This is a genomic window from Tenacibaculum mesophilum (genome assembly GCF_003867075.1).
Classification (GTDB): domain Bacteria; phylum Bacteroidota; class Bacteroidia; order Flavobacteriales; family Flavobacteriaceae; genus Polaribacter; species Polaribacter mesophilus.
The window spans coordinates 3,221,884-3,247,581 of record NZ_CP032544.1 but is presented as its reverse complement, the minus strand read 5'-3'; the positions used below and the strand labels follow the sequence as shown (position 1 = coordinate 3,247,581).

Annotated in this window: 25 protein-coding genes; 6 read left to right on the top strand and 19 right to left on the bottom strand. The window is 31.4% G+C overall.

Annotated elements, in window-relative coordinates; translation table 11 throughout:
* Window positions 1–159 precede the first annotated feature (159 nt).
* The 5 genes from D6200_RS14810 to D6200_RS14790 all read right to left on the bottom strand — a co-directional run bounded on the left by D6200_RS14810 (window position 160) and on the right by D6200_RS14790 (window position 3,372).
* Window positions 160–924 carry an MBL fold metallo-hydrolase gene (locus D6200_RS14810; RefSeq protein ID WP_073181528.1) on the bottom strand — a complete coding sequence of 255 codons (765 nt, stop codon included), beginning with the start codon at window positions 922–924 and terminating at the stop codon, window positions 160–162.
* 58 nt (window positions 925–982) lie between these two features.
* On the bottom strand, window positions 983–1,561 hold the full coding sequence (locus D6200_RS14805; RefSeq protein WP_073182651.1) for a Crp/Fnr family transcriptional regulator: 579 nt from the start codon (window positions 1,559–1,561) through the stop codon (window positions 983–985).
* 7 nt (window positions 1,562–1,568) lie between these two features.
* A complete protein-coding gene (locus D6200_RS14800; RefSeq protein WP_073181530.1) occupies window positions 1,569–2,201 on the bottom strand; it encodes a transglutaminase-like domain-containing protein in 633 nt (210 codons plus the stop codon).
* Window positions 2,202–2,334: 133 nt separating this feature from the next.
* A complete protein-coding gene (locus tag D6200_RS14795; RefSeq protein ID WP_240627185.1) occupies window positions 2,335–2,730 on the bottom strand; it encodes a peroxiredoxin-like family protein in 396 nt (131 codons plus the stop codon).
* Window positions 2,731–2,778: 48 nt separating this feature from the next.
* Entirely contained in the window at window positions 2,779–3,372 is a 594-nt protein-coding gene (locus D6200_RS14790) for an NAD(P)H-dependent oxidoreductase (RefSeq protein WP_073181532.1), read from the bottom strand.
* Between the two features lie 104 nt (window positions 3,373–3,476).
* Here D6200_RS14790 and D6200_RS14785 point away from each other — a divergent pair, with 104 nt between their 5' ends.
* The 5 genes from D6200_RS14785 to D6200_RS14765 all read left to right on the top strand — a co-directional run bounded on the left by D6200_RS14785 (window position 3,477) and on the right by D6200_RS14765 (window position 8,699).
* Window positions 3,477–3,836: a winged helix-turn-helix transcriptional regulator gene (locus D6200_RS14785; RefSeq protein WP_073181533.1), complete on the top strand. Its 360-nt coding sequence runs from the start codon at window positions 3,477–3,479 to the stop codon at window positions 3,834–3,836.
* Window positions 3,837–4,447: 611 nt separating this feature from the next.
* On the top strand, window positions 4,448–5,107 hold the full coding sequence (gene nfsB, locus D6200_RS14780; protein WP_073181535.1) for an oxygen-insensitive NAD(P)H nitroreductase: 660 nt from the start codon (window positions 4,448–4,450) through the stop codon (window positions 5,105–5,107).
* Window positions 5,108–5,117: 10 nt separating this feature from the next.
* Window positions 5,118–5,960 (top strand): DUF4437 domain-containing protein, encoded by an 843-nt coding sequence (locus D6200_RS14775; protein ID WP_047788398.1) that lies wholly within the window; start codon window positions 5,118–5,120, stop codon window positions 5,958–5,960.
* Window positions 5,961–6,203: 243 nt separating this feature from the next.
* The gene (locus D6200_RS14770) at window positions 6,204–6,797 is read left to right on the top strand and encodes an NAD(P)H-dependent oxidoreductase (protein WP_047788399.1); all 594 of its coding nucleotides are present in this window, start codon (window positions 6,204–6,206) and stop codon (window positions 6,795–6,797) included.
* 3 nt (window positions 6,798–6,800) lie between these two features.
* Window positions 6,801–8,699: a monovalent cation:proton antiporter-2 (CPA2) family protein gene (locus tag D6200_RS14765; protein ID WP_073181537.1), complete on the top strand. Its 1,899-nt coding sequence runs from the start codon at window positions 6,801–6,803 to the stop codon at window positions 8,697–8,699.
* A 128-nt stretch (window positions 8,700–8,827) separates the two neighbouring features.
* On the opposite strand, the gene D6200_RS14760 is transcribed toward D6200_RS14765, so the two are convergent.
* The 7 genes from D6200_RS14760 to prfA form a co-directional block, all read right to left on the bottom strand.
* Entirely contained in the window at window positions 8,828–9,502 is a 675-nt protein-coding gene (locus tag D6200_RS14760; protein WP_073181539.1) for an SDR family NAD(P)-dependent oxidoreductase, read from the bottom strand.
* A 124-nt stretch (window positions 9,503–9,626) separates the two neighbouring features.
* Entirely contained in the window at window positions 9,627–10,520 is an 894-nt protein-coding gene (locus D6200_RS14755; RefSeq protein WP_073181540.1) for a helix-turn-helix domain-containing protein, read from the bottom strand.
* Window positions 10,521–10,595: 75 nt separating this feature from the next.
* On the bottom strand, window positions 10,596–12,074 hold the full coding sequence (locus D6200_RS14750; protein ID WP_073182654.1) for an efflux transporter outer membrane subunit: 1,479 nt from the start codon (window positions 12,072–12,074) through the stop codon (window positions 10,596–10,598).
* A gap of 2 nt (window positions 12,075–12,076) precedes the next feature.
* Window positions 12,077–15,217: an efflux RND transporter permease subunit gene (locus D6200_RS14745; protein WP_073181542.1), complete on the bottom strand. Its 3,141-nt coding sequence runs from the start codon at window positions 15,215–15,217 to the stop codon at window positions 12,077–12,079.
* Between the two features lie 121 nt (window positions 15,218–15,338).
* The gene (locus tag D6200_RS14740; RefSeq protein ID WP_083574757.1) at window positions 15,339–16,526 is read right to left on the bottom strand and encodes an efflux RND transporter periplasmic adaptor subunit; all 1,188 of its coding nucleotides are present in this window, start codon (window positions 16,524–16,526) and stop codon (window positions 15,339–15,341) included.
* A gap of 202 nt (window positions 16,527–16,728) precedes the next feature.
* Window positions 16,729–16,917 carry a 30S ribosomal protein S21 gene (rpsU, locus tag D6200_RS14735; protein ID WP_047788404.1) on the bottom strand — a complete coding sequence of 63 codons (189 nt, stop codon included), beginning with the start codon at window positions 16,915–16,917 and terminating at the stop codon, window positions 16,729–16,731.
* A gap of 316 nt (window positions 16,918–17,233) precedes the next feature.
* Window positions 17,234–18,310, bottom strand: a complete 1,077-nt coding sequence (prfA, locus tag D6200_RS14730; protein WP_047788405.1) for a peptide chain release factor 1 — start codon at window positions 18,308–18,310, stop codon at window positions 17,234–17,236.
* A 78-nt stretch (window positions 18,311–18,388) separates the two neighbouring features.
* Here prfA and D6200_RS14725 point away from each other — a divergent pair, with 78 nt between their 5' ends.
* The gene (locus D6200_RS14725) at window positions 18,389–18,820 is read left to right on the top strand and encodes a hypothetical protein (protein ID WP_053056640.1); all 432 of its coding nucleotides are present in this window, start codon (window positions 18,389–18,391) and stop codon (window positions 18,818–18,820) included.
* A 46-nt stretch (window positions 18,821–18,866) separates the two neighbouring features.
* Here D6200_RS14725 and D6200_RS14720 read toward each other — a convergent pair whose 3' ends face one another.
* The 7 genes from D6200_RS14720 to D6200_RS14690 all read right to left on the bottom strand — a co-directional run bounded on the left by D6200_RS14720 (window position 18,867) and on the right by D6200_RS14690 (window position 25,649).
* Complete coding sequence (locus tag D6200_RS14720; protein ID WP_047788406.1) at window positions 18,867–20,045, bottom strand: AIR synthase related protein; 1,179 nt, start codon at window positions 20,043–20,045, stop codon at window positions 18,867–18,869.
* A 106-nt stretch (window positions 20,046–20,151) separates the two neighbouring features.
* Entirely contained in the window at window positions 20,152–21,651 is a 1,500-nt protein-coding gene (locus D6200_RS14715; protein WP_073181545.1) for a carboxypeptidase regulatory-like domain-containing protein, read from the bottom strand.
* Window positions 21,652–21,662: 11 nt separating this feature from the next.
* Window positions 21,663–23,009: a CsgG/HfaB family protein gene (locus D6200_RS14710; RefSeq protein WP_073181547.1), complete on the bottom strand. Its 1,347-nt coding sequence runs from the start codon at window positions 23,007–23,009 to the stop codon at window positions 21,663–21,665.
* A 31-nt stretch (window positions 23,010–23,040) separates the two neighbouring features.
* Window positions 23,041–23,457, bottom strand: a complete 417-nt coding sequence (locus D6200_RS14705) for a curli assembly protein CsgF (protein WP_047788409.1) — start codon at window positions 23,455–23,457, stop codon at window positions 23,041–23,043.
* A gap of 12 nt (window positions 23,458–23,469) precedes the next feature.
* Window positions 23,470–24,210 carry a CsgE family curli-type amyloid fiber assembly protein gene (locus D6200_RS14700; RefSeq protein ID WP_073181548.1) on the bottom strand — a complete coding sequence of 247 codons (741 nt, stop codon included), beginning with the start codon at window positions 24,208–24,210 and terminating at the stop codon, window positions 23,470–23,472.
* Window position 24,211: 1 nt separating this feature from the next.
* The gene (locus D6200_RS14695; RefSeq protein ID WP_073181550.1) at window positions 24,212–24,667 is read right to left on the bottom strand and encodes a hypothetical protein; all 456 of its coding nucleotides are present in this window, start codon (window positions 24,665–24,667) and stop codon (window positions 24,212–24,214) included.
* A 73-nt stretch (window positions 24,668–24,740) separates the two neighbouring features.
* A complete protein-coding gene (locus D6200_RS14690) occupies window positions 24,741–25,649 on the bottom strand; it encodes a hypothetical protein (RefSeq protein ID WP_073181552.1) in 909 nt (302 codons plus the stop codon).
* Window positions 25,650–25,698: the final 49 nt, after the last annotated feature.

The following is a 25,698-nucleotide window of genomic DNA, read 5'->3' as shown; positions in this document are numbered from 1 at the left end:
TATAACACTGACACGAACTAAAAAAACGTAGCTATTTCTTTAGCTACGTTTTTCTTTTTTAGATAATTCATGATTTTTTTTACACATAAGATATTTCTTTTAATAAACGTTTTATAAAAAAATCATATTTAAAATATTTACTAATTAATATAACTAACCTTAAAAACTTATAGTTTCTCCATCATCAGGTACATATACTTTTTTAGACAAATCTAAATTTAACACTTCTGCTCTCAATTCTTCACGCCTTGTAGGGCAATGATTTACTGCCTCCATATGATTGGCGATGACTTTACCTGGTGCATTTTTAGCAAATTTTAAAATATCATCCATAGTCATTAATAAAGGTTTAAAAATATCAAACTGAGCCGATCCTGCTGCAACTACGCTAATATCTGGTTTATAGTTTCTAAAAACTTTATCTACTGTATCTGTATAAACAGTATCGCTACTTAAATAAATTGATGGTTGATTAGGTAATTGTATAAAAAATCCCATAACATTACCTGCTGGTTTGGCTACAAAACCATAACCATGTTTTGCCGGAATTCCTTCTATACTACCATCTAAAAATTCAGATTTAGTCCAATATTCAATAGTTTTTACAATGTTTAAACCTTTCTTTGAAAATGTTTTTTCATCTTTTACACTACAAAACACAGGGATATTCTTCTCTTTTAAGAAATCTTCTGCAGGTTTGTCAATATGATCTGGATGGTTGTGCGTTATAACACAATGCGTAATTTTATCTAAAAAGGTTTTACTAATTTCTGGTAATTCTACAATAGGATTTTTAACAGGTTTAAACCTAAAAAATGTAAATGGAGGCAAAGATCCTTTTGAGCCTAACATAGGATCTATTAAAATAAAATGACTATTAGCTTCAATAACCATTGTGGCATTTCTAAAGTGATGAATTTTCATAATGCTTAAATGTTTTTGCAAAGGTTACAAACGTATTACACTTAAGCATTGATTCAAATCAAGAAATGCGTTTTCGAATACGACTTAAAGTTTCTGGTGTAACATTTAGGTAGGATGCAATGTGGTATTGTGGAATATTGTCTAGCCAGTTAGGTCTATAAATAATTAGCTCTTTGTATAGTTCATCTGCTGTTTTAGTAATACGATTATATTCAAAAAGTTCTTTTTGTTTCAATAATCGTTGAAACGAAATTTCTATAAACGATTTTCCGCATTCGTAATTATCCAACAGCTTTCTAAAGGCACTTTTTTCAACAGATAATAGTTCTACTTCTGTTATGCATTCTTGGTTTTTGTTAGTAGAGATATTATTAATAAACGAACTTAAGTCTGTGATAAATTGTGGTTCGGCGTAAAAATTAATGTTGGTCTCTTTGTCTGGTGTAGCATAATACTCTCGCACCACACCAGAATTAAGAAACCTTAAATAATTTTCAGTAGTATTTGCAGCAAGAAGCATTTCGCCTTTAGCTACTTTTTCAACTTTAAATAAACCGAATAATTCTTTTAAACCTTCTTGATTCAGAGGGTATTCGGTGTTAAAAAATGCTTGTATTTGACTTAGTTCTGATTGCAAATCATTCTTATATTTTGATATGATCCTGATCTTTAAATTTTTCATAAAGACTAGGATAATTTGATTTAAATGTTTCCTTTATAAATTCCAAAGGTACATCATCAAAATGACCATAATCTTCTATATAGGTCATAAATTTATGGTCGTCTTTATTGTATTCTTGCAACACTGCATCTTCGACACCATTAAAATCTAAAACATCAACATTGTAAATGGCACACAGTTCTTTATTAAACGCAGGCGAACATTTAACCCATTTATCATTATAAAATACATCTACCAAACCATGAGGAGCTAATTCATTAGTTCCAATCACTTTTTCTAAGCGCTCTGTAGCAATATGGTTGGATACTTTGGCTAAATGTAATCTTGCTGGAATATTGAAGGCACGTAAACAAGCAATGTATAAAATGGCTTTATCAATACAATGTCCATCTGGCTTTTTTGCAATATTACTAGCTTTAAAGTGCTCTTTAGTTAAACCAATATTAAAAGGTAAATAACGCCAACCATCTCTAACCTTTAGATATAATTGCTCTATAATATCTTGTTGAGAGGTAAAATGCTTAACGTCTTTTATAACATCTTCAATAACTGAACTATTATAATCGAAATAATAGGTTTTTTCGGTGTATTTCATATTACAAATTTATAACATTTCGCCTCTTGCAGGATAATCTGAAGACACAATATAATCTACAGCTTTTACAAATGAAGGTAAATAAGGTCTTCCCCAAGGATTACTATTCATAGCAGAATAATAGATTTGATTGTTATTGTCTTATTAAAAAAAGTCCTGGTTCACTAAATGTGTTTGGTTCACCATCTTTTATACCTTTGCTTAAATATAACCCCCAGTTTTTAGCAGTTTCTAAATCTAAGTTATACCCTAATTTTAATTCTGATAGCTCCCATTTTTGACGTGATAAGCGTGCTCTAGACTCAGAGTCCATACTTACAGCAACAACATTAACACCTCTTTCTTTAAATTCTGGTAATAACTCTTCTAATTGTTGTAAATATTTTTTACACAACGGGCAATGCAAACCTCTGTAAAAAACCACTAAAGTAAATTTTTCTGGTTGTTGATTGTTAATCTGCCATTCGTTACCATCTAATACTGGAAAAGTTAAATTTGGTGCTGTATGCTTTGGTGTTGGTCTGTTCATTTTATGTGTATTAGTTGTATTCTATTAAACGTGAAAACTTTCAATGGATTATATTTTTTGAAGTAATTCTTCATTAATATGTTTTTCAAATCTTACAAAGTCGCTTTCAATCTCCGGATTTTTCATCACGTCGTAAGCAAAAAATGTTTTTAAAGGTTCTAAACCAAACCATTTAAAGTTGAGATGCATTGGTAATAACAAGTCGTCTTCACTTTTACCAGCAAAAAAAGGCTCATCAGGATTGTTAAAAGCCTCTTTAGGCGCATTTGCAGTTACAGACATCATATATTTGCCTTTTAACAAACCACCTAAACCATAATTCTTTTTTGGTGCTTCAGAAGTACGACCATCACCTTGCGATAGTTTCCCCATCATACCTGCAGTGAATACATCATCCATATATTTTTTAAACGACCAAGTAATTCCCATCCAGTTTAAAGGCGTTTGTAAAAATACAACATCTGCCCAAAGAAATTTTTCTACTTCCTCATCTACATTATAGTCATTTTGAGTTACGGTAATCTTTATATTTAAGTTAGCTTCTTTTAATTGAGCTGATAGTTTTTCAATAAAAGATTGATTTAATTTTCCTTCTGCAAATGGATAATATTGATGACCATTAATGATTAAAATGTTTTTCATTTTTATAAAACTTTAAATTAGTATTGCAAAGAAACTAATAATAGTTTATTTTTGAAACCAAAATAATATAATCACATTAAATAGTGGTTACAAAATGGTAACTAATGGGAAGAAAAGTAATTGATAATCCAAATGTGTGTTCGTTAGTTCACGCGATGAACGTAATTGGAAATAAGTGGAAGCCTATTTTAATTTACTTATTAGCAAACGGAAGTTTACGCTTTGGAAAACTCTTAATATTTACTCCTACTATATCAAAAAAAGTGTTAACAGAGCAATTAAGAGAGCTTGAGGAAGATGGTATCATAATTAGAAAAAAATATGCTGAAATACCACCACGAGTTGAATATTCACTATCTAAAAAAGGTGAAGCTTTACTGCCAATTCTTAAAAGTTTGAGTGAATGGACTCAAGATAGTTTTAAGGACATTGAGTTTGAAGCCTGTAGAATAGTAACTTTATAAAATACCAGTAAAATTACTCTAATACTCTTCCCTTTTTAACAACAACTTCTCTCTACTTAACTATAGTAGCCAACAAAATTCTTACGACTTCTTCAAACGGAGTTTATTCGTACTTTACTTTTAAAGACATGTTTTTTGTATACCTTTTTCTAGTTATTAAGCCGTCTTTCTCTAACTATTTTAATTGAAGACTTAATGTATGTTATATAATGATGGAAGTTAACTCGTATAATTTGTTACAGCACTTTTTTCGTTCAAAAATAAATAAAAAATTATACTTTTCCTTTTACCTCCTATCAATTAAATAGTAATACTTGTAGAACTATAAAGCTCTCTATAATTATACTTAATTAATCTTTTATTTTGCCTGCTCCAAATGCTACTATAATTTAATGTTCCAAAAACATTATACTATCATTAATTATAAAACTTTACTTTTTATAGTAAATTTAACATTACCTATAAAGCTATTAAAAATAGTAGCTAACAGTGTTTTTTAACATAAAAAACATACTATCATTTTTGACCGTTATTGCAAAAACCTTAAACTATCAATACTTTTGACACTATACTTTTGATAGTCTGAATTAAACAAATAAAAAACAATTAAAATGAATTTAAAAGACATATTAAATTGGAGATATACCACAAAAGAATTTGATCCATCTAAATCAATTTCTAAAGAAAATATGGAGCAAGTAAAACATTTACTACAAATGAGTCCTTCAAGTGTTAATCTTCAACCTTGGCACTTTATTATCGCTGAAACTAGAGAGGGTAAAGCACGTATTGCAAAAGGCACTCAAGGTTTTTTCCACTTTAATGAACCTAAAGTAACTAATGCTTCAGCTGTTATTTTATTTTGTGTAAAGACTAATACTGATGAAGATTATTATAAATATATAGCGGAGGTAGATGATAAAAATGGACGATTTCCTAATGAAGATGTTAAAAATGGATTTATAGGCGCCGTTAAAACCTTTGCAGATATTCATAAATATGACTTAAAAGATCTTCAACATTGGATGGAAAAGCAAGTATACCTTAACGTAGGAAGTTTTTTGCTAGGTGTTGCAAGTTTAGGTATAGATGCCACACCAATGGAAGGTATAGATGTAAAAGCATTAGATGAAGAATTTGGTTTAAGAGAAAAAGGTTATACCTCATTAGTTGCTGTTTCTATTGGATACAGGGCAAAATCCGACTTTAATTCTACTGATAAAACTCCTAAATCAAGATTGTCACAATCTGAAGTTTTTACAGAAATCTAAAAATATTAAAATGATTAAAACTGTCCTGTTAGCTTCATTTTTTTTAATGTTTACAGTTAAAATCAATGCTCAGACTTCAACTATAGATCACACAAAGACTAAAAACGAAGTAGTAACCACTGAACAAATAGAATGGAGCTGGCTTAATCCGTTACGTGGAGACAAAAGTCCAGCTGCGGGAAAACTTTGGGGTGATCGTACCAAAAACGAACCTTCAGGTTTTTTAGTAAAATTTAAAAAAGGTTTTTCATCTCCACCACACATTCATAATGTCACTTATCGAGGTGTAGTTATTAAAGGGTTATTGCATAACGATGATGAAAACGCAAAAAAACAATGGTTACCTACAGGATCTTTTTGGATGCAGCCTGCAGGCGAAACGCATATTACTGCTGCCAATGCTGAAGACAATTTAGCATATATTGAAATTCAAGAAGGTCCATATTTAGTAAAACCTACAGATGAAGCTTTTGATAATGGTGAACGACCAATAAATGTAGACCAACACAACCTCGTATGGTTAAATGCAAACGATATTACTTGGGTTACAAATAAAAGTGATATTAAAACTGCATTTTTATGGGAAACACATAAAAACAATAAACTTCAGGCTATTTTAGTTAAATTACCTGCTGGTTTTAAAGGTAATATTAAAAACCTAAGCGAGAATTTTAGAGCTATAATAATAAAGGGTAAAATAGTGCATCAAATAGAAAATAATAAGGTTATAAATGTGCTTGAAGCAGGGAACTACTTTAGTTCTAAAAAAGGAACTAAACATACAATAGCTGTAAAAAACAACAAAGAGTCTATTCTCTACATAAGAAGCAACGGAGACTTTAAAATTCACTAACAAAAACCTAAAACACTAAATAACAGTGTTATAAATTTATTTTCATAATAAAAAAATATAAGAGCCACCAAATGTAAAACATTCTGTGTGGCTTTTATTTTTATAATTTATAAACTAGCTTAATAATTACTAAAAAAAATTACTCTTGCGCTTTTAGCATAAACAACAATGATTTTAAATTATTAACTTTATCAAAATACAATCATAAAAAACATATTTTCCAACATAAAACTAAATAAACTCATGAAAAAAGTACTTATTCTTTTTGCCCACCCAAAGTTTGAACAATCGAGAGTTAATTCAACTCTAGTTAATCGTTTAAAAAATAAAGTACATGTAACTTTTCATGATTTATATGAAAACTATCCTAATTTTCATATTAATATACAGCGTGAACAAGAATTATTACTCCAACATGATATTATTATTTGGCATCACCCTTTATATTGGTACAGCAGCCCTGCTATTTTAAAACAATGGAAAGATTTGGTGTTAGAGTTTAATTGGGCTTATGGTCCTGAAGGAAAAGTACTTCATAACAAAACTATTTTTAATGTTATAACCACGGGCGGTTCTCGAGAGGTATATTGTACCGAGGGTTATAATACCTATACAATTAACGAGTTTTTAAGACCATATGAACAAACTGCTAAATTATGTGGAATGAATTATTTATCTCCATTTGCAGTAATGGGTACACATAATTTATCTGATGAAGATTTACTGGATTATACCAACCAGTACGAACAATTAATAGATTTACTACAAGGTGATTTTAATACAACGCAATTATCAAATTGTTCTTTTCTTAACGATTTAGAAATTTTAACAACCTAAGGTATGTCTGGAAATTTATTATTTGAAGCTATTGTATTTCTTGCTGGTGCTATTATTTGCGTTTCTATAGCAAAACGATTAGGGTTAAGTTCTGTTATAGGTTATCTACTAGCTGGTGTACTTATTGGTCCATATGTACTTGGCTTTATTGGTGAAGAAGGTGAAGATATTCTACATTTTGCTGAGTTTGGAGTAGTTGTAATGCTATTTTTAATAGGATTAGAAATTGAACCTAAAAATTTTTGGAATATGCGAAAAACTATTCTCGGTATGGGGGGAATACAAGTCGCTTTAACAATTGGCTTAACTTATATATTGTTTACATTTATAGGTTATGAATGGCAAGTAGCATTGGCCATTAGTATGGCTGTTGCTTTATCATCCACCGCAATAGCTTTGCAGACCATTAAAGAAAAAGGCCTAATGAATACCACTTTTGGCTCTAGCTCCTTTTCCATACTATTATTTCAAGATATCATTGTAATATTTATGATTGGTGCTTTACCACTATTAAGTAATTCGTCGGAACACACAAGTAATGAAGCTTCTCATTCAGCATCAACTTTAATTCAAAGTTTACCTATTGGTTTACAAACATTGGCAATTATACTTTCTGTTGTGATTATTATTTTAGCTGGTCGTTTTATAGTGGTACCAATGTTACGCAAAGTAGCTAAAACTGGCGTTAGAGAGTTATTAATAGCTTCTGCTTTTTTAATCGTTTTTGGAATTTCATACTTAATGGAATTTGTTGGTTTAAGCCCTGCATTAGGTGCTTTTTTAGGTGGTGTTGTTTTATCTACTAGTGAGTTTAAACACGAGCTAGAAAGCACACTAGAACCATTTAAAAACCTTTTACTAGGACTCTTTTTTATGGCGGTTGGTGCGTCTATTAACTTTGTAGTTATTGCGAATAGCCCGTTAACTATTAGTGGTATTTTGCTCGTTATTATTATTATAAAAGCATTGGTTTTATTTATTACAGGTCGTATTTTTAATTTAAAAATAGACCAAAATATACTGCTTACTTTTAGTTTAGCTCAGGTTGGTGAATTCGCTTTTGTTTTATTGTCTTTCGCCTTTCAGCTTAATATTTTAGAACAAGAGCAAATGGACATAATGTTAGTGGTTACCGCAGTTTCAATGTCCTTAACACCTATTTTAACAGTAGTAAACGAACGTTTAATTCTTCCAAGAATTGGCACCAAAGAATTTATTAAACGACCTATGGATCATATAGCTAAATCTCAAAAAGTCATATTAGTAGGCTTTGGTCAGTTTGGTAGTACTGTTGGACGTTTTTTACGTTCACATGGTGTTGAAACAACTATTTTAGATTTTGATTCTAATCGTGTTGATTTTCTACGAAAAATGGGGTTTGAAGTATATTATGGAGATGCAACAAGAGAAGATTTATTAGAGTCTGCTGGAATAGCTGAGGCTAAAATTTTAATTTGCGCTACTAATGAAGTTTCTGTTTCTAAAGCAATTTCAAAAATTGTAAAAAGAAAGTATCCACATATAGAGTTAATGGTTAGAACTAAAAGTAGATTTGATGCTTATGAATTACTTAATTTAAATGTTAATAATATTTACAGAGAATCATTAGATACCTCTTTAGCATTAGCAAGTGATGCTCTTAATAAATTAGGTTTCAGAAAATACACCTTAAATCGTCAGGTACAGAACTTTATTAAATATGATGAAGCCAGTTTAAAAAGATTAGCAGCAGACCCTAATAGAAATGAAAATTATATTTTTAAAGTTAGAAAAGAACTGGAACAACAAGAACAATTATTGGAAGATGATTTTAAAAGAGGAATTGTTACCTTTGATAAACATTGGGATGGAGAACATATTCGAAATATATTAAGTAAAAATAAAAAAAGTAAAAACTCTTAATTTCTGAGTGCTTTATTTTGTGTGCATATAAAGTTAAATTTATCATATTTAACTCAGAATATAAAAGCCTTCGTTTTTTGAAACGAAGGCTTTTATACTTTATACTTACTTAAAAGTATAAATTTTATTTAACTCTTTTTTTCATAACTAATAAGCTCTAGTAATTCATCCATAACATCATTACATATTACCACTGAATTATGAGTACAATTTTTTAGAGCAATTGGGTCAAAACCTTTTACACTTATTCTTGAAGGACTAAATTCTTTACTCTGTAAATGTGTATACATATTTAAGGCTGCTTTGGAACTAGCATAAGCAGTCATACAATAATTAGAATAACAAAATGACTCATCCGACATTTTATTAAGGTCTCCCATAGCGCTTGTAACATTAATAATTCTAGGGTCTTCACTTTTCTCAAACAAAGACTTTAATATTTTTACAGTACGCATTACAGCAAAAACATTCATCTCATAAAGAGATTTTACCTCTTCAATATTTATTTGTTCTATTTTCTGACCAAAACCATTAGCTTTTTCAACATTGTTAAACAATAAATCTAAATGACCAAATGTATTAATAATTGTGTTTTTTAACTCAAAAACACTTTCGTCAGATGTAAAATCTGTTTTAACTAATTTGTATTTATGCAAATCATCTGTCTCTATAGACAGGTTATCAAAACTATCTTGGGTTGCAGCTAGAATAACGTTGTACTCATTTTTAAGTAAAGTATTGGCAAAAGTTCTTCCTAACCCATTGCCAGAATCTGTAACTACTGCTGTTCTTTTTACATTCATACATTCTAATTTTAATAATCAAATTTAAATATAAATTAACTTAAAAAATAACCACTTTCTTTACTAAGGCATTTAAAATTAAAAGCTCTATTTTTAAACTTTTGGTAAGTGGTTAAATAATAATTTACATGCCCTCTTGTCTAAAACGGTTTGGTGTAGTACCGCTTAATTTTTTAAAAAATCTGGTAAAATGCGTTGGCTCTTGAAAATTTAAACGATAGCCAATCTCTGCAATATCTAAATCTGAAAACTTCAGTAAACTCTTGCTTTCTAACAATAAACGGTTTTGTATAATATCTTTAGCGCTTTTGCCTGTTTGTTTTTTTATCATAGTGGTTAGATAACTTGGTGTAATATTTAATGCTCTAGCATAATCGCTTACATTTTTAGTATCAACATACATTTTTTCTACCAAATTTTCAAACTTCTGTGTAATAATTTGCTCTCTAGATAAATTGTTTTGAGTAGATTTATGTCGTTCATAAATAGCCTTACAATAGTAGAGTATCGACACCAACATACCTTCCAACATTTTTTCTTGATAAGGGTGTGGGTTTTCAAATACTGAAACCATACGTTTTACATCAAAAAGCAAAGAATTCATTTCATCTTCTGTCATCATCAACACTTGATTTTCAGTCATTTTTAAAAACGGAAAATCATCTGTTAACTTAGGTATTCCATTTATTAAAAACTCCTTTTTAAACATTATGTTATACCCTGCAATATCTTCATCTCTAATCCAAGACACCACTTGCCCTGGAACTGTAAACCACAAAGGGTGATTTCCTAAGTCTAACCAATCTGTATTAATGTTTAATCGGCTGTTACCAACATAGGTTAACAAAGCTATTTGAAAAAAATCTTGTCTATACGGAGGCATGCATCGACTAGAAGCAGGCTCTAACTCATCAATTGCGTGAACATCAAAATTAGGTATATGACTTCTATGAGGAAAACCAATAGCTTTATATAAATCATTACTATTTTTAAAAACAGGAACTTGTGTTTTAGACATATTGTTCTGTTGATTAAATACTTTTTTGGTAACGAAACGACCCTATATCGGTCGTTCCGTTTTGCATTTCATTACTTAATTTATTGTAGTTTCTTTTTGCTTTAATTGCATCATTTTCACATCTATATCTTCTTCTGTTATAATATCCCATCCACCACCTAAGGTTTTATATATAGCAATTAGATATGTAGTTGCTGCAATTTCGCTTGTTGCTAATGAATTTTCTGAAACCAACATGGTATTTTCAGCACTTAAATAATCTATAAAATTATCTAAACCTGCCTCGTAACGTTGTTTAGCTATGGTAGCTGCTTTAGCACTGGCTGCTGATGACGCGCGTAAATTTTCTCGTCGCTGTAACTCGTTAACATAATTTGTTAATGCAGTTTTGGTTTCTTCTAGAGCTTTTAAAACTGTTTTTTCGTACTTATTTAAAGCTGCAAGCGTTAATGCATCATTTTCTTTAATTCGTTGTTTTACACGACCTAAATTAAAGGCTTCCCAAGATATACTAGGTAAAATACTCCATGTAAAAGACTCTTTTTGTGCAAAGTTAGAAAAATCTACTGCCGAAAACCCAATAGAACCACCAAATTGTACTTTAGGATATAAATCAGCTACCGAGATATTGTATTTTGCAATCTGGATTTGCAAGGTTGCTTCGGCACTTCTAACATCTGGTCTGCGACGTAACAACTCGTTAATATTATCATCTAATGCAACCGATTCAGGTAAGCTTGGTAATGGCTGTTCTGTTAATAAGGTATCATCTATCTCCCCTGGTATTTCGCCAATTAACACATTTAAACTATTTTTTAAGGCTTCAATACGTGCTTTTAAAGGATGAATTGTAGCTCTGGTATTTTCTAATTGTGCCAATGCTCTTGAAACATCTAAATTACTACTTGTACCAGCTTCTAATAATTTTACTGTTAAATCGTAAGTATTTTGTTGACCTTTTAAATTACGTTCAGCAATACCTAACATGTGTTGTGTACCTCGTAACTCCATATAGTTTCTAGCAGTTTCTGCAAACATGCTAATGTATACGCTTTGCATATCTGCTAAAGCTAATTGACTGTTAGCATAAGCGCCTTTAATACGGTTAGACACACGACCAAAAACATCGGCTTCCCAAAATGCATCAAAACTACCATTAAAGTTATTGTACGTTGGGTTTGCACCGGGTACAAAAACATTTTCTCCTAATCGTGTTCTGGTATAATTACCGTTTAACGTTACCGTTGGAAAACGGTCTAATTTTGTGTTTTTTAAAAAGGCACGAGATGCTTCAAAATTAGCTACAGCAACATTAATATCTAAATTATGCTGCATAACTTTATTAATTAATGTATCTAAAATAGGGTCATTAAATTCTGTCCACCATTTTTGAGCAGTTTCTTTACTTACAAAAATACCCTCCTTTACATTATCTTTTAAAAAATAGTTAGATACATTCACACCAGACTGCACATTAAAATCGCGCTTTGTAATACCACAAGATGTTAGTATTATAGTTAGTACGACAAGATTTATATAGTTTATTTTTTTCATTATTATACTGTTTTTTTTGGGGTTGTCCATTTTCTACCTAAATAATAAAATACAGGTGTTAAAAAAATACCGAAGATGGTAACTCCTAGCATTCCACTAAATACTGCGATACCTAAAGATACACGTAATTCTGCACCAGCACCGGTTGAAATTGCTAATGGTACTACTCCAAGAATAAAAGCCATTGCTGTCATTAAAATAGGACGTAAGCGCAATTTTGATGCTTGTATAACGGCTGTTTTTAAATCTGTTCCCTGGTCTTCTAATTGTTTTGCAAACTCAACAATAAGAATCGCGTTTTTACTTGCTAAACCAACTAATACAATTAAACCAATTTGTACCATAATATTGTTGTCTAATCCTGCTAAATCAATACCAACAATTGCCGACAGTAATACCATAGGCACAATAAAAATAACCACTAATGGTAAAACTAAACTTTCAAATTGAGCAGCTAATAATAAGAATACAAACACCACAGCTAATAAAAAAGCGATACCTGCTGTGTTACCCGTTTGTTTTTCTTGGTAGGCCATTTCTGTCCATTGATATGAAATTCCCTGTGGCAAAATTTCTTTTGCTAATTGTTCCATACGCTCTAATGCCTGACCTGAACTGAATCCTGCAGCGACATCTCCATTTAAAGATGCTGAAGGATACAAGTTAAAACGTGGTATTCTAGCTGGACCAGAAATATCTTTCTGTGTAGCTATGGTTCCTAATGGTACCATTTCTCCTTTATTGTTACGTACTTTAATACGAGTAATATCGTCTGGTGTTAAACGGTTTGGTGAATCTGCCTGTGCTGTTACTTGAAAGGTTCTACCTAAATAATTAAAATCGTTTACAAATGCAGACCCCATATAGATTTCCAATGATTGAAATATTTCATTGATATTAACTCCTAATTGTTGCGCTTTGTTTCTATCGATATCTAAATACAACTGAGGTGTTTTATCGTTAAAAAAAGTAAACACATTACTTAAAACAGAGTCTTGATTGGCAGCCAAGGCTAAATTATTTGTAGCTTCTATTAACGCTGCTGTACCCAAGTTAGCACGATCTTGCAGCATCATCCTAAATCCACCAGCATTACCTATTCCTGCAACCGATGGAGGTGGAATAATAAATACAACCGCATCGTCTACAACAGCTACTTTACCACGCAATGTATTTAATAAATTGTGGTAATCAATTCCTTTTTTTGTTCTTTCATCAAAATCTTCTAATGTTATAAAAATAGCTGCTGCATTTGATGAATTGGTAAATGAAGGTGCATCAAATCCTGTAAAAGATACAGCTGTTTTTACACCATCAGTATCTAAGGTTAAATCTAAAATGTTTTTTACCACCTCATCAGTTCTACTTATTGAAGAACCAGGGGGTAACTGTACTACCGTTACAAAGTACTGCTGATCCATTGCTGGTACAAACCCTTGCGAAACACGACTGAACTCAAATCCTGTTAAAGCTATTAATCCACCATAAATTAGCATAACCATAGTACTTGTACGTATTAATTTTTGAACACTACTACCATACTTTTCAGAAACCGTATCCATAAGACGATTGAAGGTATTCCCCAAAAACACAAACGGCTTTAATACCAATGGTGTATTTTTCTTTTTAATTTTATCTTCGTGTCGCATTAATAAAGCTGCCATAGCTGGACTTAAAGTTAACGATACAAATACCGAAATAGCTGTTGCCACAGCAATGGTTACTCCAAATTGTTTATAAAACTGACCTGAAAATCCGTCTAAAAAAGCAGTAGGAATAAAAACAGCTATTAACACCAATCCAATTGCTATTAAAGCACCTCCAACTTCGTCCATAGTTTTAAAAGCTGCTTCTTTTGGTGAATAGCCTTCTTCGAGATAACGCTCCATATTTTCTACTACTACAATTGCATCATCTACCACAATACCAATGGCTAACACCAACCCAAATAAGGTTAAGTTGTTAAGAGAAAAACCAATACCTTGCATAATAGCAAATGTACCTACCAATGATACCGGAATTGCTAAAATTGGAATAATAGCTGCACGCCATGATTGTAGGAATAATAAAATTACTAAAATCACAAGGATTACGGCTTCTAAAATTGTACTGTATACTTGATCTACCGATTTTTGAATAAATTCAGTGGGGTTATATTCTATCTTGTACTCCAAATCTTCTGGAAAGCTTTTGGATAACCTTTCCATAGTTTCTTTAATACTTCTAGCGGTTTCTAACGCATTACCTCCTGGTTGTTGAAAAATAGGCATAGCAATTGCTGGCTTCTTGCCTAAATAGCCTTTTGTAGCGTAATTTTGTGCACCTAATTCAACACGACCAACATCTTTAAGTTTTACTATTCTGTTATCTTCTGCTGATTTAACGATCACATTTTCAAATTCTTCAGGTGTAATTAGTTTTCCTTGCGTCTGAATATTTACCTCGAATGCTGATTGCGTGCCTGATGGTAAGGTGTTTAATGTACCACTAGCTATTTGTACGTTTTGAGCACGTAAGGCTGCAACTACTTCACCAGCTGTCATATCTAAATTAGCAATTTTATCTGGGTCTAACCAAATACGCATGGCGTATTCTGCCGCTCCAAAAATTTGGATATCACCAATACCTTTTAATCGTGCCAACTCATCTTTAAGTTGTAACGTAGCGTAATTACCCATATAAATCTGGTCATAGGTCTCATTAGGTGAAATTAAGTTAACCAACAGTAAAATATCTGGTGATATTTTCTTTGTGGTGATTCCTAAACGTCTTACCGATTCTGGTAAACGTGGTTCTGCGATAGCAACTCGGTTTTGTACTTGTACTTGGGCGCGATCTAAATCTGTACCCAGTTCAAAGGCAATTTGTACTGTTACTCTACCATCAGCTGATGATTGGGAAGTCATATAAATCATACCTTCAACACCATTAATTTCTTTTTCTAAAGGCGCTGCTACAGTTTCTGACAGTGTCTTGGCACTCGCACCAGGGTACATAGCAACTACTTCTACCGTTGGTGGGGCTACATCTGGAAACTGTGAAACGGGTAATGAAAAATAGGATAAACCACCAACAATAAGTATGAGTACACTTAGTACTGCAGCAAATATTGGTCTTTTGATAAATATGTGACTAAATTTCATTGTATTTTGTTAAAATTTGAACATAACTCTAAGATTTTCATATCCTTATTTAAAGACATAAAACTATAAATGAGTTTATTTTTTAATATGGTTTTACTACTAACTTGTTATTGATTTACAGTTAGCTTTTTGGGATTTCTAAATTAGTTTCAACGGGGGTAACTACTGTACCTGGCCTAATTTTTTGAATATTATTAATTATCAACTTATCTGTTTCTAATAATCCTTCTCTAACAATACGAAATCCGTTAGAATGTAATGGTCCTAAAATGATGTTTTTACTGGTTACAATATTGTTTTCTCCTAAAACATAAACATATCGTAGTGACTGGTTGGTACCAATAATATCCTCTGGTATCATAATCGCTTTATGTGCTGTGCTTTCACTTATTCTAGCTTTACCAAACATTCCTGGCTCTAACAGTAAGTCTTTATTTGGTAAAATGGCTCTGTTTTCTATTGTACCTGTACTATTATCAATTTGATTATCTACGAAGTCTATTTTTGCTTCATGTAAAAACTCATCTTCATCTTGAAGTTTAATATGTACCGGAAGTCCGTCTGTGCGAACCGCTTTTCTTTCTCCATTATTTGCCAATCGTACATAACGCAAGTAATCAGACTCGCTGCTTGTAAAATAAAAGTGAATAGGGCTTGTAGCTACAATAGTGGTTAATAATGTAGAATTTGAAGAACCTCCATCTATAAGGTTTCCTTCGTTCACACGATCTCTACTCACTAAACCTGAAATTGGAGCTTTAACACGTGTAAACTCTAAATTTAATTTAGCATCAGCCACGTGTGTTTCCGACACCTGAATACTAGCTTTAGCATACTCTAGAGCTTGTTTTCTACGATTGAATTCTTCAATAGATACTGCACCTGTTTCCTTTAAATCTTCGACACGCTTAAAATTGTCTTGTGCAATTTCTAAATTTGCTTTGGCTTGAGCTAAATTGGCATTAGCTTTATTTAAGGCTATTTTAAAAGGTCTGTCATCAATAATAAAGAGCGTCTGTCCCTTTTTTACAATTTGTCCAGCTTTAAAATTTACACGCTCTAAAAAACCACTTACACGTGCACGAACTTCTACTTTATTACTTGCTTCGAAACGTCCTGTATACTCATCCCATTCCGTAATAGTTCTGTATATAGGTGTTGTAACTTTTACAGGTAACTTTTGAGAAACTAATTCTGTTTTTTTTACTTCTGAAGAACTAAATGCATAACTAGAAACTATAACTATAAATAAGCCTATAATTGTGTAAGTTAATACTTTATTTTTTTGGGAAGTATTCTTTTTTTTCATCTTAAATTAATCATTTATTATTTGAAGGGCAAAATTAATTTAGATGTTAATGTCTTTTTTAACCAAAATTTTTGCAGGAATGACCAAAATTTAATCTTTTGCTTATTTAGCTACTAAAAAAATACTATTAAATGTTAAAAGCTATTCTATAAAAAAACGCAACCCCTTCGGATTGCGTTTTATATTTTGTGTTGTATCAAAATTATTCTTCGTTAAATAATTGCTCTTTATAAGCTGCTTTTTGAATTTGAGCTCTTCTTGTTACTGATGGTTTTACATATTGCTTTCTTTCTCTTAATTCTTGTAAAACTTTTACGTCTCTAAATTTTCGTTTATAACGTTTCAAAGCTCTATCAATATTTTCGCCTTCTTTTACTACTATTCTTAACATATGATATGGTTTTTAATTATTAAATCTTACAACATGAAAGTAACTTCACAGCACTTCATAATAAGTTCTATGATTTTTATATGATATTATTTTTTTGATTAAAAATTCTATTGAAAATAAATTTATAAAGAAACTGAAGACTAAAAAACTGATGTATAACAGAAAAATAGTGTAGAGACTTGTAGATTTTCTCCTAAAAAAAGGATAGAACATTAATATTATGACAAAGGTAGGGTTTCTTTATTGGCTCTACAAGTATTCATAGTTCTAATTCTTTTCTATAAAAAAAGCGTTACCAATATGGTAACGCTTTTTACTAAATAGTTTCTCCTAATTCTTTTAGTTTAGAAGTATTTTCCGCAAGCATTAATTCGTCTATAATTTTTTGAATATCTCCATTTACAATATTTGATAAATCGTATAAGGTTAACCCTATTCTGTGATCAGTTACACGTCCTTGCGGGTAGTTATACGTTCTAATTTTCGCGGAACGATCTCCTGAGGTTACCATCGATCCACGTTTTGCAGCGTCTTCCTCTTGCTTTTTAGCTAACTCTAAATCGTATAAACGAGAACGTAATACCTTAAATGCTTTTTCTTTGTTTTTATGCTGTGATTTTTGATCCTGACATTGCGCCACTAACCCTGTAGGAATATGCGTTAAACGTACTGCTGAATAGGTAGTGTTTACCGATTGACCTCCTGGTCCTGACGAACAGAAATAATCAATACGTACATCTTTTGGGTTGATTTCTACATCAAACTCTTCTGCTTCTGGAAACACCATACATGTTGCTGCCGATGTATGTACACGTCCTTGGGTTTCGGTTTGCGGTACACGTTGTACACGATGTACACCAGCTTCAAACTTTAAAGTTCCGTATACATCTTCACCAGAAACTTCAAACTGAATTTCTTTAAATCCACCATTGGTTCCTTCAGAAAAATCTACCGTAGATACTTTCCATCCCTTGCTTTCACAGTACTTGGTGTACATTCTAAATAAATCACCAGCAAAAATACTTGCTTCATCTCCACCCGTACCTGCACGCAATTCTACTACCGCGTTTTTAGCATCTTCTGGGTCTTTAGGAATTAGTAAAAACTTAATCTCCTCTTCCAATTCTGGAATACGAGTTTTTGCTTCATCCATTTCCATTTTAGCCATTTCTACCATTTCTGCATCCGATCCGTCAGCAATAATCTCCTTAGCTTCTTCTATATTATTTAATAAAGTTTCGTACTCGTTTGCCTTTTTTACAACCTTTCCTAAGTCTTTATACTCTTTATTTAATTGTACATAACGTTTTTGATCAGAGATAACATCTGGTTGGATGATCAAATCTGATACCTCATCATAACGTTGCTTAACTATCTGTAATTTATCTAGCATAGTATCTTTTCTTGGGGTGCGAATTTACGATTTTTTATCGAATTTTATTCATATCTTTAATTCATTAAGGCTTTTGTTATGCGAATTTTAATCTTATTTTTTACTTGTACACTACTTTTTTCTTGTCTACAAGAAAAGAAAATTAAAAAACCTACTTGGCTGTTTGGTAAATGGAAACGTATTTATAACGAAGCTGGTAAAAGAACTTACGAGTTTTGGGAAAATGATTTTTCTGGAATTGGTTTTTCCTTACAAAAAAACGATACTGTATTTAAAGAAGTCTTACACATCATTACTAAAAATGATTCTTTGTTTTTACAGGTTACAGGCGTGAATGAAACCTCGACATTATTTGCTTTTACACAACAAACTGATACTTCTTTTACTGCGGAAAACAAACTAAACGAATTCCCTAAAACAATACAATACTGGAAAGAAAACAATCTACTAAAAGCTAACGTTAGTAACGATGAGTTTTCAATTGATTTTGTGTTTGAAAAAATGAAATAAAAAAATCCTCAGAGAAATCTGAGGATTATACTTTTATTTTACAGTATTAATATTCAAAAGTTCCATATTGACTTTTGATTGTTAATTTCTTTTTATCAGAAGTTTCAACTCTACCAACAATCTGTGCATTTACGTTAAACGTTTTTGAAATAGTAATAATCTCTTCTGCTATTTCTGGAGATACATATAACTCCATTCTGTGTCCACAGTTAAACACTTGATACATTTCTTTCCAATCTGTTTTTGATTGCTCTTGTATCAATTTAAACAATGGTGGAATTGGAAACATATTATCTTTTACGATGTGTAAATTATCTATAAAATGTAAAATTTTTGTTTGAGCTCCTCCTGAACAGTGAATCATTCCGTGCACTTCTTCCGAAGAAAATTTCGATAAAATTTCCTTGATAATTGGCGCATAGGTTCTTGTTGGCGATAACACTAGTTTACCAGCGTCAATCGGAGAGTTTTCTACTTCATCTGTTAATTTTGTATTTCCTGAATACACTAAATCTGACGGTACTGAAGCATCAAAACTTTCTGGATATTTTTCTGCTAAATAATTATGGAACACATCGTGACGTGCAGAAGTTAATCCGTTACTTCCCATACCTCCGTTGTATTCTTTTTCATACGTTGCTTGTCCGAATGACTCTAAACCAACAATTACATCTCCTGCTTTAATATTTGCATTATCAATTACATCGGTACGCTTCATACGAGCGGTTACCGTAGAATCTACAATAATAGTACGTACTAAATCACCAACGTCAGCAGTTTCACCTCCTGTTGAATGAATCGTAACTCCGAATTCTTTCAACTCATTAATTAACTCTTCTGTTCCATTAATAATTGCCGATAAAACTTCTCCTGGAATATTATTTTTGTTACGTCCAATAGTAGAAGATAACATAATGTTATCGGTAGCACCCACACACAATAAATCATCAATATTCATGATTAAAGCATCTTGAGCAATACCTTTCCATACCGAAATATCTCCTGTTTCTTTCCAGTACATGTATGCTAAAGACGATTTTGTTCCTGCTCCATCTGCATGCATTATTAAACAGTAATCATCATCATTTGTTAAATAATCTGGAACTATTTTACAGAAAGCTTTTGGAAATAATCCTTTATCAATATTTTTTATAGCATTGTGTACATCTTCTTTAGATGCCGATACTCCGCGTTGTGCGTAGCGTTTAGATACTTCGTTACTCATTTGTTGTGTTGTTGTTACCTGCAAATTTAGGTTTTATTACGCTTTTATCAAGAAAAAAGCGAACGTTTTTTATACGTTCGCTCTCTAAGTAATAGTTTGTTTTCTTTTATTCCCAATCTGGCATTGTCGCATTTTCAAACAATGCTGTTCTAGTTGTAGATCCTTCACTAAAAGGTACTTTATAAATTGTTTTTGTAGAAATACCATCATTGGATGTATTCACAAAGATAACTTCAGCCTCATTAGGTGATAAACGTGGGTCTAAATCATTTGTTCCATCTGCTTTTCCTTCTGATAAATCAGTAACTTCTGCCGTAGCAAATTCATATAAAAATAGATGACTGTTTAATTGCCTATAATTACTTGATTCATATCCAGAAATATCTCTAGTATACAACAGCGAGCTTCCATCTATTGTAAAATTAATTCCACCTGCAGCTCCTTGCATTCCTGTTAAAACAGTATCAATTATATTTCCTGCCATATCAATCGTATAGATTTGTGCATTATAGCCACTTGTGTTATTGGTTTTCAGTGCTATTTTAGATTCATCATTATTCCATTCACATTCAGTAATGTAACTACCGTCTGTTGTTTGATAAATTTGCTGTAAACCACTTCCATCTTTATTTATCAAGTATAATTTATCGTAATGCGGATATATAATTCGATCTCCGTTTGAAGACCACGAGAAATCAACTTCGTTTAAATCAAATGCAACTACAGGAACATTAGATGTAACTTTTTTAACATCTGAACCATCAGTTTTCATTGTATAAATATGAGTTTCGTTATTATCTGTTCGTAAGAAGGCTACCAAATTTGCCGCTGAGTTTTTTCTTGGTCTCCAAGAGTTTGTTGTTGGTAATGTTAACAGTAATTCATTTACAGAGGCTTCATTGATAAAATCTCCAGAGTATATTACATTATTTCCTCCCTCTTGTCGTGTATAAAAATATCTGTTATTGGGTGTTGATGTAATTTTAAATGTACTCACTGTACTTAATACTTCGGCATTAATACCATCTGATGCTCCTATTTGCCAAAAATATTTTACTCCGAATTTTAAATCGGAAACTGTGTATAAAGTGTCTTTTACATTTTCAAAAGATATAACATCATTATTTAAGTCGTTTTTAATTTCTATCCTGTATGTTATTTCATCTTCATCAGGATCAATTGATTTAAAACTTAATTCTACTGTATTATTTAAATCTTCTATGCCATTAGCTGGAGCTCTAAGCTCTGGTGCTGTTGGTGGGTCATTTAATGCTGTTTCTATATCTAATTCAAATACTATATTAATTTCTGTCCCTGCATCTAAACCTACAGGTTGAAAACCTGTTAAATACCCCTCTTTAGTGGCACTTACCGAATATTCTTGTGCTGGTACATCTTCCATTAAGAAGTAACCATCTTCATCGGTAAAACTTGTGTTATTGGTAGGTGATAATGCAATTTTTGCATTTGTAATAGGTTCGAAACTTTTCTTTTTAACTACACGACCTTTAATTGTTCCGAACTCTACATAATCTACAGTATCTTCACTACAATTAAATAAGGTTACACAAATTAAGAGTATTGTTATTTTTATTATTTTTTTCATTATTTCTTTTCTTAAAAATAAACATTTATACCTGCTCCTACTCTCCAAATAAAATCATTTCTCTTTCCTCTAACTAGCTTATCTAAGTTGTCTGAACCTAAAAGATAATTTTCTCCATAAAGAGTTAATCCTATTTTATTTGTTACTAAATACTCTAACCCTAAACCATATTGAAATTTAAACATAGGATTGTCTAGGTTTTTCTCTAAAACTGAACCTACACCTATGTATGCATACGGTGTTAACCTATCGTAAGGCATCATATTGTATTCTAGAAAAATACTAGATGTTAAAAAAGTATTTTTAAAAGATTGTTCGTTTTCTAACTCAAACCTTCCTATGCTTCCTCCAAAACTAAATCGAGGGTTCTTAAAAAAATATCTGTATTTTAAGTCAAAACCAAATCTTGCTACGGGTTTTGAATAATCTCCTGAAATTATTGAAGCGCCTCCCATTACAGTCATTGAATTTTTTGCTCTTCTTGTTTCCTGCTTTCTATTAAAAAGTAATGTGTTGTCTGCTTCATTTTTTTCTTTTAAATACTCTTTTTTAAAGAGGTTGACAACCTTATCACCTCCTTGAGGAGTCCATAAACCATCTACAACACCTTCTATAATCAACTGTTCAACTGCTTTATCTATCGCTTCTTTTACAGCTAATTGCATAGGTTCATTTTTGGTTACTCCTGTTTCTACTTCTAACAATCTTCTTAAAGAAACATATCTATATAAGTTTGCTGAAATTCCTTGAGAGAGTACTGTTTTTGATACGTAAATATTTTTTAAAATTTGTCCATTTGATGTAGATACGGCTCTTAAATAAACGGTTATTCTATCTTGTCTATATTGATTAGATGCTCCTGCTCCAAAATATCTAACTCCTGAACCTCCTGTAATAATATTAGAATCATAAGAAACCACACCTCCTTCTAAAATAATTCCAGCAAAAAGTAATGGTGGCATTTTTGTAGAGTTAACTCCTTGATATTCTTGCCTTGTTGACCTTATTATTTGTCGTTCATTTAATAAATTAGCGATATTTTCTCTTTCTATTGGAGTAAACCATTTTGACTCTTCTAGTGATTTTAATAGAATTGATGTACCTCCTTGCGTTACCGCGGTACTAAATGTAGAACCGTTTTCAGTCGGCTTGTATTGTCCTGTTTGATCTCTAAATTTATAAACTCCTACGATTACTTTTTCGACAGGTAGAATATTCTTAATTAAATCGTTTTGTAAAGAGGTGTTTTCCCCTATTCTAGCATTCGTTGTTTGGAATGGCTGATTTAGGTATGCTCCACAACTAGAAAACAAGATAAAACTTAAAGAGAATAGTAATTTGAATAATAATTTTCTCATAAAATTTAAGTTATGATTAGTCGTTTTGTTGTTAATTGTTTGGTATTATAATTTGTGTTTGTTCACCTGTTTGGGTATTTAAAATATTTACAGATAAACCTCCACTGGTAGGTGTTACTTCTACTACTAAAGATCCAAACACATAAGTTCCAACAGTTAATCCTTGATCTCCAAATTGTTCTTGAAATAAATCTTGAGATAATGAGTTTAGTAGTTGCCTGTTTAAACTATTAGTAAAGTTTTCTAAGTCTGATGGTTGTTGAAAAGGATCTTGTGTTTCTTCTTGAAAATCGTTTTGTGCATTTGCTGATGCCAAAATTTGCTGATACCCGAATGGATTATTTCCTCCAAAAAATGGATTAACTGGTTTATAAACTAGTTCTTGTGAAAAAGTAAATGAACTTATTAAAAATAAAACAATTGTTATAAGTTTGGTTGCTATTTTCATAACTTACTTTGTTTAAATTTTATAACTTAATAATGTATTTCTCTGTTTTGAGTAACTACTTAATCTTACCAAAGATGCTTTAACAGCTCGTTTAAGAAAATCTTCTCCTGGCATTGTCATGAACTCAAAAATCTTTTTATCATCAGCTTCAATAATTAAAACTGTAGTTCTTCTTAATCCTGGTTTCTCTTTTATTTTTATAATGAAAGGATACTTTAAGCCTGAGAGCAGGTATTCTTGGTAAAAAAAATCATAAAAGTCTTTCCCTATTTTTGTTATTGCTTCTTCAATAACCAATCCTTTTAACACAAAATTAGATTCGTCTATTTTTTCTTTTTTTATTATACCTACCTTTTTAGGTACTATTACTAAAGTATCTTTATCTATTAAAGTTTCCTTGTGCTTTATAAATAAATAAGCTCTTAGCTCTTCATCAGGGTTTAAGCTTAACCTTATTAATGAAAGTTCTTTTTTTTCATTAGGTTTTAAAGAAAATTCTCCTGATTGTTTATTGTTAGAGTAGCTTCCATCTTTATTCTTTTTTAACACCAATAAGTTGTAATTAAACTCATCTTTAAACAATACTCCTTCATTTTCAGCTTGTGCTTTTACTGCTATAAAATTGTCTTTTTTAAGAATAAGAATTTTGGCTTTTACCTGATTTATTTCTTGAGCATAACTTGTTGTTATACAAAGTAAAAACAGAATAATATATTTTATTTTTCTTTTAAAGAAATTAAACCTTAGCATCATTTTAATAGTTCCTAACTATAATTGTTTTATAATTAGATTTTTGAATGATTTTTACATTTTCCATTAAAGAGTTTGTTCCGTACACCTGTAATGAATTTGCATTCCCCTGTTGAAGAATATTCATTTTTGTAGAAGAAGCATTGTAATAATCTATAAAGCTATAATAGTTGTTTTTTCCCTTTTGCCCCACTAACTGTACATCTCTAACTCCACTTTTTAATTCTGCTACATTATTTATTCCTACTTGATTTATTGTTAGGTAATTTTGATTAGCTGCTGAATAGGTAAAATCTTGTGAATTATTTAATGAATTAATATTTTTCTCTAGTATTACAAAAGAAACATCATTTCCTATTTGAGGTACAGATACAAAATATGTAGATGTTTTTTGCTGTGACATAATAGTAAGATTAAAAGTAACCAGCATTATAAATAATATTGTTTTCATATCTTTCATTACCTTCATTTTAATAAGTTAAGAGAAGAGAGAAGAGTTCCTCCCTTCTCTTAAAGTTTTATTAATAAATAAATTATAGTCCTGTTTGTTCAACACAAGCTTTATTCATATAACCTGCTTGACCGATAAAGCTAGCATTTCCTGAACCTTGTGCGTCTTGAATAACAGACGCATGATTTTCTACACCAAACTGACTAATTAAACTTAAGTTAATACCAGCATCAGCGTTTTGATCAACACAAGCTTCATTCCCCGAACCTGTCTGTCCAATACCAGAAATATTTATCCCCCCTGTTGATGTTTGCGTAGTAGAAGCCATATTTCCGTTTCCAAATTGAGCTATTCCATCTATATTAAAACTACCTCTTTGTACTTGTTTAGCCTTATTATAGTTACCGACTTGTAAAATACCTGCTACACTACCTGGTGCACCATTAGTTCCTGTACTTTGATCTTGGTGAGCTAAATTTCTTCTACCAGATTGTGCTACAATAGCTACATTATTATCATAACGTTGTTTTTGAATAGAAGTATTTTGACGTCCTGTTTGGTAAGCATATGCTCTGTTATTTTCTGCCCAACCTACACCTACATCTTGTTGTGCGTAGTTTTTATATCCTACTTGATTTACAAAACCAGAATTGTAATCTCCATGTTGTTTAATGTCGGTTTCGTTCTTTCTTCCTCTTTGGTATACAGTCGCTTCGTTTCCTAAACCTCCAGAAAATCCTTGGTTTTGACCATCTTGATCGATATTTGATAAGTTACCTACTCCAGTTTGAACTACACTTGCATCATTCATGTGTCCTGTTTGATCTACGTAACTCGTGTTTATTGCTGCTCCTCTATCTCCATAAGAAGGACCTACTTGTGCTACTGAACACCCTAAACAGTTAGCTTTTGGTGTTGGTAATGGGTTTGCGAACTGTGCGAAAACGGTTCCTGAAGCTAAAAAAATAGCTGCTAATAAAAAATTTTTCATAATAGATAATTTTAAAATACGTTAATTGATTTTTAGCATACCCTATGTA